This is a genomic window from Methanosarcina mangrovi, assembly GCF_052057765.1.
In the GTDB taxonomy this organism is placed as follows: Archaea; Halobacteriota; Methanosarcinia; order Methanosarcinales; family Methanosarcinaceae; genus Methanosarcina.
Genome location: NZ_CP195120.1, coordinates 3,804,052 through 3,818,044 on the forward strand (window position 1 = coordinate 3,804,052; position 13,993 = coordinate 3,818,044).

At 43.0% G+C, this 13,993-nt stretch carries 11 protein-coding genes; 5 read left to right on the plus strand and 6 right to left on the minus strand.

Going from position 1 to position 13,993, the window contains the following annotated elements; genetic code table 11:
- Nucleotides 1-637 precede the first annotated feature (637 nt).
- The gene (locus tag ACSAZL_RS16810) at nucleotides 638-1,027 is read right to left on the minus strand and encodes a hypothetical protein (protein WP_440945745.1); all 390 of its coding nucleotides are present in this window, start codon (nucleotides 1,025-1,027) and stop codon (nucleotides 638-640) included.
- 386 nt (nucleotides 1,028-1,413) lie between these two features.
- Here ACSAZL_RS16810 and ACSAZL_RS16815 point away from each other — a divergent pair, with 386 nt between their 5' ends.
- From ACSAZL_RS16815 to ACSAZL_RS16825, 3 genes are all read left to right on the plus strand, one after another.
- Entirely contained in the window at nucleotides 1,414-2,034 is a 621-nt protein-coding gene (locus tag ACSAZL_RS16815; protein ID WP_440945746.1) for an IMPACT family protein, read from the plus strand.
- A gap of 267 nt (nucleotides 2,035-2,301) precedes the next feature.
- Entirely contained in the window at nucleotides 2,302-3,429 is a 1,128-nt protein-coding gene (locus ACSAZL_RS16820) for a DUF5050 domain-containing protein (RefSeq protein ID WP_440945747.1), read from the plus strand.
- 83 nt (nucleotides 3,430-3,512) lie between these two features.
- Entirely contained in the window at nucleotides 3,513-4,373 is an 861-nt protein-coding gene (locus ACSAZL_RS16825) for a GNAT family N-acetyltransferase (RefSeq protein ID WP_440945748.1), read from the plus strand.
- 128 nt (nucleotides 4,374-4,501) lie between these two features.
- Here the strand turns inward: ACSAZL_RS16825 and ACSAZL_RS16830 are convergent, their stop codons facing one another.
- Nucleotides 4,502-5,233, minus strand: coding sequence for a cupin domain-containing protein (locus tag ACSAZL_RS16830; RefSeq protein ID WP_440945749.1), 732 nt, complete (start codon nucleotides 5,231-5,233; stop codon nucleotides 4,502-4,504).
- A gap of 98 nt (nucleotides 5,234-5,331) precedes the next feature.
- Between ACSAZL_RS16830 and ACSAZL_RS16835 the strand changes: the two genes are divergently transcribed.
- Entirely contained in the window at nucleotides 5,332-6,306 is a 975-nt protein-coding gene (locus ACSAZL_RS16835) for a DMT family transporter (protein ID WP_440945750.1), read from the plus strand.
- Here ACSAZL_RS16835 and mtaA read toward each other — a convergent pair.
- A complete protein-coding gene (mtaA, locus tag ACSAZL_RS16840) occupies nucleotides 6,298-7,323 on the minus strand; it encodes a methylcobamide:CoM methyltransferase MtaA (RefSeq protein ID WP_440945751.1) in 1,026 nt (341 codons plus the stop codon). The two genes, ACSAZL_RS16835 and mtaA, sit on opposite strands and share 9 nt — an antisense overlap.
- Nucleotides 7,324-7,524: 201 nt before the next feature.
- Between mtaA and ACSAZL_RS16845 the strand changes: the two genes are divergently transcribed.
- A complete protein-coding gene (locus ACSAZL_RS16845) occupies nucleotides 7,525-7,833 on the plus strand; it encodes a hypothetical protein (protein ID WP_440945752.1) in 309 nt (102 codons plus the stop codon).
- A gap of 101 nt (nucleotides 7,834-7,934) precedes the next feature.
- On the opposite strand, the gene ACSAZL_RS16850 is transcribed toward ACSAZL_RS16845, so the two are convergent.
- The 3 genes from ACSAZL_RS16850 to ACSAZL_RS16860 form a co-directional block, all read right to left on the minus strand.
- Nucleotides 7,935-9,629: a histidine kinase N-terminal 7TM domain-containing protein gene (locus ACSAZL_RS16850; protein WP_440945753.1), complete on the minus strand. Its 1,695-nt coding sequence runs from the start codon at nucleotides 9,627-9,629 to the stop codon at nucleotides 7,935-7,937.
- Nucleotides 9,630-10,646: 1,017 nt separating this feature from the next.
- On the minus strand, nucleotides 10,647-11,759 hold the full coding sequence (locus ACSAZL_RS16855; protein ID WP_440945754.1) for a hypothetical protein: 1,113 nt from the start codon (nucleotides 11,757-11,759) through the stop codon (nucleotides 10,647-10,649).
- A gap of 659 nt (nucleotides 11,760-12,418) precedes the next feature.
- Complete coding sequence (locus tag ACSAZL_RS16860; protein WP_440945755.1) at nucleotides 12,419-13,474, minus strand: hypothetical protein; 1,056 nt, start codon at nucleotides 13,472-13,474, stop codon at nucleotides 12,419-12,421.
- Nucleotides 13,475-13,993: the final 519 nt, after the last annotated feature.

Below are 13,993 nucleotides of genomic sequence, written 5' to 3' on the forward strand. Positions count from 1 at the left end.
AATAAAATCGAACCGGAACTCACGGTACCTTTGCTTCAACCGTTATCAACCGCTGTTGCAGAAGAATCAGGTAAAAAAAATGAAAACTTTTCTGCACTTTTCACGGAAGAGGGATTCTCAACAAATTTGCGAATATGTGTTTCCATTTATTTTTTGAGTCCACTGGAAGGCTCGTATACACCCGATTCAGAACTGAAAATTCAGGTATAATTCAGGAAAAAAGAAGAGAGTTTGAGCAGGTCTGAGTAGCATGTAAAAGAAAGTTAGAATTCTCGCCAGAGCTCGAGTAAGAAAAGATGTTGAAGTTAATGCGGCTTTGCCCGGAAACTTATTAGTAAAAATTTTATCAGGAAGCCTGATGCCTTGAGAAGATTTCAGCGAGCCCAATATTTACATGAAGTTCCAATTTTTTCCATATTATGTTTAGAACTTTTTGTTTAGTGCTTTCTGGATTTATGATATAAAAGAAGAGAAACACTCAAAAGAAGAGAAACACTCAAAAGAAGAGAAATCCTCTGAAAAATGCCTTATTGCAAGCTTTACACGGCTATAAGCTGATTATACCCGGAATTTTAAAAATAGAAATGTAGCCTTAAAAGGCTACACGGATTGTAGTCAGAATAAACTGCATAGCAGTTTATTCTTCGACCTCGGTCTCTTCTTCTTCGACTTCAGTCTCTTCTTCTTCGACTACTTCAGTCTCTTCTTCGACTTCAGTCTCTTCTTCTTCGACTACTTCAGTCTCTTCTTCGACTTCAGTCTCTTCTTCTTCGACTACTTCAGTCTCTTCTTCGACTTCAGTCTCTTCTATTTCAATCTCTTCTTCTTCGAGCTCTTCTTCAGCAGGCTCTTCTTCAGCGGCGAGTTCTCCTTCAGCTGTATCTTCAGCTGCTACGGGGGCATCTTCTACTGCTTCTTCAGAAGCTCCTTCTTCTGCTGGTTCAGCGGACTTGTCAGAACAGCCAGCTGCAAAGACAACAGTAGCAATAACAAGGAGCATTGCTATGATCTTTAACATTTTTTTCATTAGTTTTACCTCTAAAAGTTCTCTTCCTTTTTTACACCCATCTCATACAAATTCATGAAACCTTTATATGAGATATTTATGCATGAACAGCCAATTAGATTAAAACTTTTCGATTTGACAAAAAAATAAGAGAACGAAGGACCCGGTATATATCCAATAAATAACCCAGTCAGACTTTTTTAGAAGAAGGAGGGGAATTGTACACACCGAGCATAAGAATAGAAGAAGATACAAGACTATAAAAAAGGATATCGGGAAAAATAAGTGCATAGATGGAAAAGCCGCAAGCCATCGGACGGCAGAAAATTAATTAAAGATATCATAGAGTTCTTCCGGCGCGCATATACAAAACTTAAAAGCCTCAAGTGTGAAACTAATTGAAAAAGATGGCTGAGGATAAGACCCTGAATAACTATAAAACCCTGAAAAGCTCTGGCAGAGCCCGGAGAGAATTCAAAAACTCTATATTTATCGGATATGCCAGGCACGTAAGAAATGAAAACGAAGCAAAAGCTTTCATAAAAGAGATAAAGGAGCTTCATGGAGATGCAAACCATAATGTTTCAGCCTATCTTGTACAGGAAGGAGGTTCCTTTGCCTTCAGATACGATGACGACGGAGAGCCCGCAGGCAGCTCCGGAAAACCCGTTTTTAAGGTTCTCGAATCAAAAGGGCTCTATAATGCAGCTGTGGTTGTGACCCGGTACTTTGGGGGGATAAAGCTGGGCTTCGGGGGACTGTCCAGAGCGTACAGGGAAACCGCAATTTCAGCCATTGAAGACGCAGGTGCTGTCGAGGTTTTTGAAGAAGTAAGGTTCAGGATACGTTTCAAATATCCGGAAATTCAAAAGCTTAAAAATCTCATAGAGGACTACGGAAAAGTAGAAGAAGAAAAATATTCTGATGTCGTTGAATTTATTTTTCTTGTAAAAAAGACTTATGAAGAGAAATTTCTTGAAAAACTGGCAAAACTGACAAGGAATGAAGTTGAGCTGGAGAAGATTTAACTTCAGGAAGTGGGGCCGGGGCTTGCATTGAAATTCAGGGAAGTGTTCCCTCAAATAAAGAAAACACTAAAATGCAAGAAACCGCTAAAAACTATGGGAGATATACATCCTTTAGAGATCAACCAGCTATTGGAAATATTCTATACTGGGAACAATTTAGTTGAAAATAAAATCGGAAGACTAAACAGAAATAGAATCCGAAGTTGAAAGTATTTATACTCAAAAAACCCGCACTGAAACTCCAGAGGGAATATTGGAAGTGTAAGATTGAGGCACAGCAAATTTTCGATTATTGTTATTTCAGTTGTCTTATTCATCGTAATGAGCGCATATGCAGGTTCAGCTGCCAGTGAAGCTTTGAAAGGGACTGAGCAGGAGATTAACTCGGCTTTCAGCAACCAGGTCGGCCCTGTGATCTCAGGAGACTACATTGTCTGGCAGGATGAAAGGAATGGAAACTGGGACATCTACGTCTACGATATGTCCGTAGGAAGGACCGAAACTGCCCTGTTTACAGGCTCAAAAGACGAAATCGAACCGGCGATCTCAGGCAGCCGCATTGTATTCTCAGACGATAATAGAGGCAATTATGATATTTATCTGTACGATCTCGACTCCGAGGCCAAAACCCAGGTTACCGAGGACAGGGCAGACCAGAAAGAGCCAGCAATTTCAGGGAACTACATTGTCTGGACGGACCGCAGAAACCAGAATACTGACATTTACATGTATGACATAAGCTCCAAAAAGGAAACGCAGATAACAACAGACAAGGCGGACCAGAGCCAGCCTGCAATCTCCGGGAATATCATCGTCTGGAAAGATTCACGCAAAGGGAATGACGATATTTACATGTACGACATCAGCACAGGCAAAGAAAGCCCTGTGGTTACGGACTCCGCAGGACAGACAAACCCTGTGGTCGAAGGAAACTACATCGTATGGGAGGACAGACGTGACGGAAACCTTGATATCTATATGTATGACCTTTCAAGCGGAAAAACGACCCCTGTTTGTATCGACCCGGCCCCCCAGAAAACCCCTGCGATCTCGGACGGAAGAATAGTCTGGGCTGACGGGCGGATTAAGGGAACGACCATCTTTATATATGACATAGCCACAGGGCAGGAAAAAACAGTTTCCACTTCCTCGGAATATGAAAGTAACCCTGCAATCGACGGCAACCGGATAGTCTGGCAGGACAAGCGTAAGGGTACCATGGACATCTATATGTTCACAGAAGAGGGTTACGAGACAGGCGCAGCTGCCGGAGAAGAAATGGGAGACGAGGCAGGAGCAAAAGAGTCACCTCTCGGGATCTATCCCGTATCAGCTGCGGTTATAGCGGCTTACCTTATAGTAAGCTCAGGGAAGAACAGGAGAAGAAAACTTTAACTCCTTGCAAGCTCTGACATCAGGAAAAAAAGACCGCATCGAAGCACTTAAAAAATAAATAGGAAATGAGAGTATAAACTGTCATGGGAAAAGATTCGGAACAGATAAAAGGACTTGTAATCCGAAAAATGAGCCGGGAAGAAGTCGAATTCGCAGTTGAGATGGCAGCTGCCGAAGGCTGGAACCCCGGTATCCATGACGGAGAACTTTTTTACGAAGCTGATAACGAAGGCTTTTTTATTGCAGAGCTTGAAGGCAAGCCTGCAGGCTGTGCCTCTGCTGTTGCTTATGATGATTCGTATGGGTTTCTCGGGCTATATGTGGTCAAACCCGAATTCCGGAAAAAAGACATCGGGATGAAACTGACCGAAAAATGCCTGGGACACCTTGGAGACAGGAATATCGGGCTTGACGGCGTTGTGGAAAACGAAAAGAAATACCGGAAAGTAATGAAATTCAGCTCCTCTTACAGCAACCTGCGTTTTGAAGGGAAAGGCGGAGGAGAAATTCCGGGTGGGCTTGTGAGGATTCAGGAAATCCCCTTTGAAAAACTGCTTGCCTACGACAGGAAGATGTTTCCTGCCCCAAGGCCCGGCTTTCTGAAGAAATGGGTAAATCAACCTGACTCTTACGCCTTTGCAGCCTTTGAAGAAGGAACCCTGAAAGGGTACGGGGTGATAAGGAGGTGCGGGGCAGGATACAAAATCGGGCCTCTTTTTGCAGACGATCGGGATACGGCAGAGAAAATATTCAGAGCTCTCAGAGCTTCGGTTCCTGGAGAAACCATTTATCTTGATGTTCCCGAACCCAACGAAAAAGCAATGGAAATAGCAAAAAAATATCACATGGATGTGATGTTCAAAACTATCCGCATGTACAGCCGAAAAGAACCTGATATAGAGCTTGATAAGGTTTATGGGGTTACGAGTTTCGAACTCGGATAAACTAAGAATAAAGTTTCGGACCCGGGATAAGTAAAGAATAAAGACAAGGGGAAGAAAAACAGTGTAGAGCAAGGATTATCGTAGAGCAAAGGTTGTAGTTCAGGATATCCCTTATAGCTCAATATCCCTTATAGCTCAATATCCCTTATATGGCGCTCATACTTTTCTTCCCATGCCGGAGCCGTTATGCAAACCTGTATCAGGCTGCCCCGGAACCAGAACCTTGTCCCGGCAGGCACCATGACCACATCCCCCGCCCCTACTTCATACTCCCTGCCCTCAATTACCCAGGTACCGGACCCTTCAAGAATATAATACAGGAAATCACTTTTTTCGTGAACAAACTCTTCTGCATGCCCGGTTTCGGTTTCCTGGTACAGGACAGCTGCATTCCGGCTGCTTTCTTTAGTGGTATAGATCCTCATCCGGACCCCGTGTTTCTCGATTACTGCCGCATTTTCAGGTCTGAAAACTACCTGCCGGATTACCTGCGGGAGTTCTGCCGAATCAGCAGGGGATTCCGAAAGAGAGCATTTTTCGTCAGGCGGGTTGAGCAGGAGCAGGTTATTTTCAAACCCTCCCTTTTCAAGTTTTTTCTGCAGCCTGAGTGCTTCAAGGCTCTCTTTTGAAGAGCCCCGGAGTTCGGCAATTCGAAAGATAACTTCAAGTAGGTCGGCAAGCTCTTCGAGCTCTTTGCTCTCAAGGTACTCAACCAGTTCTTCTCCGAGCTTTTTTTCCAGCTCAAAAAGAAATTCAGGGCCTGAAAGTTCTTTTACGGCACACTCCCTGCCCGAGTTCCGGATAATTTCCGGGATTCTGTCCCTGACCGCTTTGGGCCCTTTTTCTGCGGGAGATTTCATATGAATTCACCATCTTTACCCGATTTTACCATAATTTCATCTTATGCAACAGATGCAGATCCAATAAATATATAAATTTTATACGTATATGATGCAGAATGTTTCTGGAGAGCAAAAAGGCGCATCTGGCAGTAATTACAGGCTGCGTCTTCTACAGCATGAACGGGCTTTTTATTTCCCGTATCCATGATATGGATATTTCTCCAGTAATTTTTTACAGGCTGCTCTTCGGACTTCTGTTTCTTTTTATATATATAGTTGCGAGAGGGAAAACTTCGGACCTCAGGTTAAAGAAAAAGAAAAAAAGCTTTTTCCTGCAGGGAATACTCGTGGTTACTTGCATGATGCTTTATTTTACCTGCCTGAAGATTACCTGCGTCTCCATTGCAATATTACTCCAGTATACGGCCCCTATATATGTAATGCTGGCTTCCCCTTTTCTCCTGAATGAAAAAATAGGAAAGGAAAGTATAGCCGCCCTTTTCATTGCAATCGCAGGGGTCTTTCTGATAGTCAGGCCCGAAGGCGGGCTTTCCGGCATTGAACTTACCGGCACCTACATGCTGGGCATGATCGCAGGGCTGCTTTCTGGAGTGGTCTTTGCGGCTCTGATCCTGAACGTAAAAGTTTTGAAAACAGAATACCCTGAGCTTGCAATCGTCTTCTGGCCCATGGGGATAGCCCTTTTGTTACTGAGTCCCTTTGCATTTAAGGTATCCCCGGCAATCCTTTACAGTAACATGAAAATACTTGCTACTTTCGGGATAGTCTCCATAGGTTTCGGGGAGATCTTTACAGTTCTCGGGCTTGCCAACCTCAAAGCCCAGACAGGAAGCATCCTTTCCCTTATCGAGCCTGTAAGCGGAGTCTTTTTTGATATAGCAGTGCTTGGAATCACGCTGTCTTCAAAAACGCTTGCGGGTTGTGCCTTAATTATGGGTTCGGCACTGATAATAAGTCTTAAGGACTCAGAAAGGCTTCCTAAAAAAAGAAATGAAGGGACGCCTCCTGGCTTTCTAAAAGAATTTCCACCACAGGTTCCTCCCGGGGTCCCTCCGGAAGATTTACAATGAGCAGAATTCATCCCTTGCCCTGAAAAGCGCCTTAATATTTTCGAGTGGGGTATGGGGAGCAAGCCCGCAGCCCGGAGCAAGAATATCGATCCCGTCTTCAAGGCATGCCCTGGCTTCGATTATAACCTCTTCAGGCCCTTTTGTCAGCAGGGTATCGGAGGAAGAGACGTTTCCTATCAGGCGTACCCGGTTGCCCACAATCCCCTTTGCAAAACTGACACCAACCTTTTCTTCAATGCTGATGCCCTCAAATCCGGCATCTGCAAGAGGGTCAAGGACGGCTGTGGCGTCCCCACACATATGGAGGATTTTCAAGCCTGGAACCTCCCGGCAAAACTTCCTGTAGAGGGGAAAAACCGAGGTCTCAAGCATCTGAGGGGCAATAATATCAGGTCCTGCTTCGGAATCGATCAGAGTTACGGCGTCTGCCCCACGTTCCAGTAGGCCGTTTGCGTATTCTATACAGGCTTCGGTCAGAATTCCCATCAGTTCCTCAACAACATCGGGATTTGTCACAAACCACATAAGGTAATTTTTCATGCCCGCAAGCATGGAGGCAAGTCCGGCAGGCCCCACAAGTCCTGCAACAACAGGCACATCCTCCCCTACGCGCTCTTTCAGGATCCCAACCGCATCCAGGACTACCGATGTCCTCCGGCTTTCAAGGAGCGAGTCAGGAACTGTAATGTCCTTTACATCTTTCTTTTTCTTACAGGGGAAATCCGTCACGTAAGGCTGTATATCTATACTGCCCTCAGCTACCGTACAGCCCAGAGTTTCGGCAAGCACTGTGGTACAGAAAGGACAGCGCACGTTTTCAAACCCTGCAAGCTCGTGCCCTGCAAGGGCAAGGTCCGCCATTTCGCTGGCATCATAGTTAGCCTGGGGCCAGTAAGCTCCTGTCATTTCCATGAGTTCGACAGTACCTGTCTGGGTTACGGAACAGACAGGAGTCGTACCAGTGGACACGCCTTTCAGCGCCTTTTCAAATCTTTTATTCAGGGTAAATTCACTCATATTTTCACCAGACATAATGAAGAGATATTACGAATGTTGAGATTGCGGATGTTGAGATTACGAACATTGAGATTCGGCTGCTAACTCAAAGAAGGATTCTGGAGATATTTGTTTTTATAATATACTAAAGAACAAATATAAAAAAATATAAATTAAGAGACTTCACAGAAGTATGTAGAAATTGCGGGTGAGAAGAAAAAAATGGGAAAACAGGATGAGCACAAAAAAGAGAACCGGTGGATAGTAATTGCCTTTTCCATAGGTGCTGCCATCGGAAGCCTTTATGGAGCTTTCATTCTCGGGCCTGCGCTTGGCAGTACTATGGAAGGGGCAGCTATAGGAATTGCAATAGGGATCGGAGCCGGAGTAAGTCTGGGAGCATTCCTTGACGCAAGGGAAAGACCCGAAAAAATTAACAACCGGGAAAGTAAGCTGCTGATCGCGGTGGTGATCGCAACTTTGATACTTGTCCTATCAACTGTATTTATGGCATACTCAGGTTCTGCCTAATTTCTTGAAGTCGTGTTCTATGCGTTCTTATATGTAGCGGAAAACTTTTTTAAGATTAATAATTCAATCAGAAAAAAAATTTGATTCAGATCCGATACTTTTTATTGAGGTGAGGCTCTGCGCCAGTTCCCTGGCGGGACTTTGATTTCAAATCTTGCGCCTTCTCCTTCAATCCCAGTCTCGGTAATTTCCATGCCTGTAATGGAAAGGATGCCTCTGACGAGGAAAAGCCCAAGCCCCGTATTTCTACCTATGGATTTCTCAAAAATAAGTTCTTTCATCACAGGAGAAACCCCTATGCCGTTATCCTTTATTTCGATCACAACACTTTCCCCGGTGATGTAAGAGTTTACCTCAATCTCACTGACGTGATCTCCATGGGTTCTTGCATTGTCAAAAAGGTTGTAAAAAGCTTTTTTGAGCAGAGGGTCGGCATATACTTCAAGCCCGTTATCCTCTATGGAAAACTTTAACCCCTGCCCGGAAAAGGCAAAAGCGGCTTCTTTTGCAAGGCCGCTTATAGACTGCCAGGTGGGGGAAACAACTCCTAGTTCCTGGTAATCCTTTGTGAAAATGATCTGGCTGTGGATTGTTTCAATGCCTTTGTTAAGATTTCGGAGGTATTTTGAGATCCTCGGGTCTCCTTTTACATCGGAGGGAAGCATTTCCGAGATCAGCTCGGTATACCCTGAAAGTACGTTCACCTGATTGAGAATATCGTGTCTGGTAATATTACTCATCAGGTTTATCTTCTTGTTTGCCTGTTTCAAAGCCTCCTGGTACCGGTATATTTCCGTGATATCGTGGATCATTACCAGCTCACCCTCTTCATCATCCCTTGTTAAAAGGGGACTGACACTGACGGTGAAGAACTTTGTTTCCAGACCGATCTGAAGAGAAATTTCCCTCCCAAACCTTCCCTCGGGCGAATTACCTAAAACCTCTACCCCCTCCCCGAAAAGCTCATTTATGTTCGTCCCCAGAGCTTCTTTTCTTCCTTTTCCGGCAAGTTCAAGGGCTGCTTTATTGATGTCCACTACAGAGTTTGAAAGATCCACAACAATATACCCATCGTTCATGGATTCTATCACACTCTGTCTGGCAACTGGAATAATGTTAAGGAACTCATGCTCGATTGTTCCCCAGAAAAGTATCAAGCCGGTTATTGCAAAGGAAAAGGGTGTGGGATCAAAAAATTCAAAGGGCCCTATATCTGATATGTGCAGTATATTTCCAAGTACCGGAACACAGGCTGCCGAAAGGGCAATGGCTGCCTGGGTCCCGTAAGGTGCTGTAAGGCGGACAAACTGCCGGAAGAAGAAAAAGATTCCCGCAAAGATCAGAACAAAGGAGTATATATAGAAGATCCAGAAAAAGGCCCCATGCTTAAATACAAGGAGAGGAAAGCCTCCTGTGAAGTCAAGATAGTAACCTTCAAAGTAAAGCCCGTGGATGCTGTTTGTAAGCATCAATAGAATTGCAACTATGGGAAAAATAAAAAGTGGTTTCTCATACCTTCGTGCAAGTTGTCTGCATACTCCAGAGTATTCAGCTGCAAATAAAAACCAGGCTACGGGAGCAAAGGCAATCCCCAGGTACTGGAGACGGGCAAATAAATACTTATACTCGATATCCATTGACCCGATCTCAAAAGCGTAATTCACGGACCAGAGAGCCATACAGAGCATAATTATTACAAAATGTTTCGAAAAAGGCAAATTGCGGTAATTAAAGGCTTTGTATGCCCTGATTGCAAGCAAGGTAGATATAAGCCCTGAAAAGATTAATGCTCCCATAAAGGGCAACGCAGCGGTATGGATTTGCAGGCTGATAAGACGACCTTCCTTGTTTCAATTATTGTTAGGGAATCGGGAGAGTCAGGAAATAGAAATAAAAAAAACACCAGATGTTTTAATAGTACACAAAGACTATCTATATAAATTTATGGATCAAATGTTGAGGAGAAGAGGTCTCCGGATACTTCCCGCGATTTATATTTGCCGAACAAAAAAATAAAGAGCTACAAAGTTTGCTCTGCGAAAAACAAACTATTTTTTGCCCAGATTAAGCATTTATATAATTTCAAGGGTTTTCAGATCTTTACCCGGACTGTTTAGAAGCACATTCGGATTATAATTACTGATAGGTTAGCAGGGAATTGAAAAGGCTGAAGCTTTCCAGAGTTCTTATACTTTCCATTACCTGTAGGAATTTTCTTACTGTGTCCCACATATTTAAGTTTTGTATGAAACTTCCCCTATATATTATGACATTTCTTCATATTCGATATATTATGACATTTCTTCATATTCGATATATTATGACATTTCTTCATATTCGATATATTATGACATTTCTTCTTTATCGAAACCCTCTGCGATTAGATATATTATGATGTTTCTTCTTATTAGACATATATTATGACATTTCCTCTTATTATATTATGTGCTTGCCTGGAATTTACTCACATAAAGTCTGACCCAAATGCAAATTCAAATAAAAAAAAGAGAAATGATAGACAAAATATTTTAACCTGCGATTTGACATGCAGGCTCCTTTCATGCACATATAAAGCACATGAGGGACAGGTTCGAAAACAGTAACCTCGGGAATAACTCTCCCCGAGAATAACTCTCCCAGGGAATATCTCTCCAGCACCCGCTTAAGAAAAAAAAGTCTGAAATTTTAGATAAACTTTGCATGTTGGGATCTGACAAAAAAGGAAATCCTTAAAGGAAGCATCCTTAAAAAGGGAGATTATTAAAAAAGGGCAGTCTCTTCAGAAAACCCCAGGAAAATTGCGATTTATTTGCTTACCAGACTCCATTATTTTTAAGAGTTGCAAGGATATTGGTAAATTCGCTGTTGAACCTGCATTTTCCGAAATCAGGCGTACCCAGGATATTCTGCTTTACAGCCTGCAGTTTATCCATAAAAGACCCGGGATCTTCAGAACCTGAAAATCCAGAGCTTCCGGGACGTTCTCCGGAAGATACGATATTCTCCTCAAGGATTTCCAGGAACCGGGGGTCAAGATCTTTTGTAAAATAAGTATCCAGCACAAGGAGATTTACGATTCTCTCGTAGAACTTTAGAAGTTCGTAGTCTTCGCTTTCGGAAATCTCAGGAGAAGCATTCCGGTAAATATATCCTTGAATATAGGTAAGATAACCGGAAAGGGTACTTATCAGATATTCAAGGTTTCTTTCTTCAGGAAAAACAAGAGGGAAACGCTTCAAAACTGCAGGAGTCAGACTCCCATTGTAAAGTCTGTCATTCTGGCAGATCTCGGAGAAGACCCTTGAAATTGAGCTGTTAAGGGCGGCCAGGACGTAAAAATATCTGGAAGTGTCCTGAAGCACGAGACCACAGCCATTTTCAAAGAGATAGTTTCCTGCGGAATCAAAAGAAGCCTGAAAGCTGTAATGGTCCAAAACAACAATTTTCGGGGTATTGAGGTACTGCAGCAATTTGCATCCTCTAACACTGTAATCTGTAGAAGAAAGAGGTGCGGAATCATGCTTAAAATTGTTTTTGAACTTCGTAATCCGGGAATATGTCAGGGGGTATCTCTCCTTTAATTCCTGGGGTTCAAGAAGTCGACATTCTTTCTTCAGCCCATCGGCTTTAAGCTCGTAAGGCAGCATAAAACAATAAGATGAGGGATGGACAGCATATTCGTTAGAGAGGGTACTGTCCATGAAAGGATACACAAGTTCACGTTCGAGGTTTATCCCCCTGTTCAGGCCCAGGCATTTATAAGGGATTTCAGGAGAACTTTCTTCCGAAAGGCTTAACTTGTGCAGATATTCGCTGTCAGTACTGATCCCGCAAAAAATGTCTGCTGCAATATCATCCAGGGTATTCGAAATCGCACTTACTTTTTCTATAATACTGTTTTTGCTCCAGAACATGATTGGTTTCACTTCTTTATAAGCTTGGGATACTTCTTTATAAGCTTGGAATTTATCTATGAGTAGACTTATCCTTACTTTGCAAACTGGTTCACTCTAACCAGTTTAATCTTTCAGAGCCGGATTAAATCATTAAGAGCTGACTCAAATTATTCAGAATCCGCCCCGGAAACAAAAAGAAAAACGGATGCAGTTCCGTAGGGAAAAAATCCGAAAGGGGCCGGACCTTGAATATTAGCTTCTAATAAGCAGCCAGTTTAATCCGGCCCTGTAAAGGCTAAAAATTCTCTCAGGGCCATTTTCGTTAAAGTTTTCGAACATTAAGGAGGGGAATAACCTTCCAGGATTGATCTCCATGCTCCCGCAGCAACGGAGCCAGGGAAAATGAATCCTTCTGCACAGCAAAGAACTGAACCTTTCACGGGCTCAGCGATTCCAACCGGAAAAAACTGCTATTCGACCCTGAGAGCACTTTTACCCCATGGTTTAAAAAAGGTGGATATATATAAACTTTTTCATAAAAATCTAAATGTAAAATAATGAAGGATTAAGCAACTAAAGAAATTACAATAAGAGAAAAAACGAAAAAGAGGCAAATTAAAAGAAAATGGGAAAAAATAAAGGGCTCCGAATAAAACCTCAAATAAGAGGTAATTCAGAGTCTCTCCTGCTTAAAGGAAGCTGAGGATTCCAGAGAATCCGGTGTCGAAGGCATACTTTTTAAAGTTCGAGGTCTCCGAGATCCTCTGCTTTATGTAGTAGAGTACACTCAGAAGGCTGTCACTGTTTTCGGATTCCATATCTCCTGCATAAGGGTGGATATTATCTTCGAGAGCATCCAGAAGCTTCGGGTCAATACCATCTCCAAAGTAGGTATCCATAACCAGAAGGTTCGAAGTCTGCCCATAAAAATCAGTGAGCTCATCAAGCCAGCCTGCAGCCCCGTTCGCGTTCTTCTGCCGGTTGAGGAACATGAGATAGCCGGAGATACTGGTTATCAGGTCCTCGGTCAGCCTGTCTTCCGGAAATACAATGGGAAAACGTTTCATTACTGCGGGGGTTACAGAACTTGAGTACAGCATTTCAGACTCGCAGACTGCCGGAAAAAGCCTGGCAATCTGGCTGTTAAGGACTGCAGTTACATAAGGATATTTTTCAGGTTCTTTAAGGACAATACCGCAGCCGTTCTCAAAGACATGGTTTCCGGAGATATCATAGGCTGCCTGCAGATGGTAGCCTTCGGTAGCGATGATCTTCGGAGTGCCAAGGTGCTCCAGAAGTTTTCTGCCTCTTACACTATAGTAGTCTGCAGAGTCAAGTGGAGAGTTATCGTGGCTGAACTGATTTTTGAATTCCAGAATCCTTCCATATGCCATAGGGAACCTGATTTTCAGCTCATCTGGAGGGATTACCCTGTACTCTTTCCTGCTGCCCTTGTCCGAAAACTCATAAGGCAGCATAAAGCGGTAAGGGGAGGAGTTAAATGCAAATTTTTCGGAAAATATGCCTGAGACATAGGGATAAACAAGTTCAGGTTCTAAAAATACTGGTCTACAGAGACCCTCACAAAGATAAAGCGAGTCAGGATCGCTTCCTTCGGGGACAGCAAGCCTGTGCATTAAACCATTTTTGGTGCTGATGCCTCCGAAGATGCTTTCAGAGATGTCTCCAAGGGTGGTCGGAAGTTCACAGATTTTTTCTACAATTCTGTTTTCTTTAAGGAACATCTATTTTTCACTTCTGTAAAAATATATTGAGAAAATTTCTTTTCTCCTGTTTTTCTCCTGTTTTTACTCTCAGAGTTGGATCTTCCCTGAGTAATTAAGAAATAATTTTTTCAGCCCTCAGGATTCTGATGCCCCGTTAACATCACCAAAATCCGGTCTGAAACGCAGGCCTTGATCTGGAAATTACCTGCAGGGAATAGTAGAATAGCATAAGTATATAAATATATTCGCACTGAAAAATAATTATAAATATAAATCATGATAAATGCCCGGAGCAAATAAGGGCCGATACAAAAAAACGAGATGCTGCGACCTTTGAGTTTCAGAGGAGGACTCTCAGAAGCAGCTTAATAGATAATAAAATATAAAGAGGTGAAGAAGAAAATCCCTGTTTACCGCAAAGTTTAAGGCACAGAATTCTGAAAAATCCCGGGTTCCACCTGAAAAATCCAGTGTTTCCATTTCACTGATCCGGCACTCCATTTTCACCGATCCTTATCTACTTTTCACTGGTCCGTT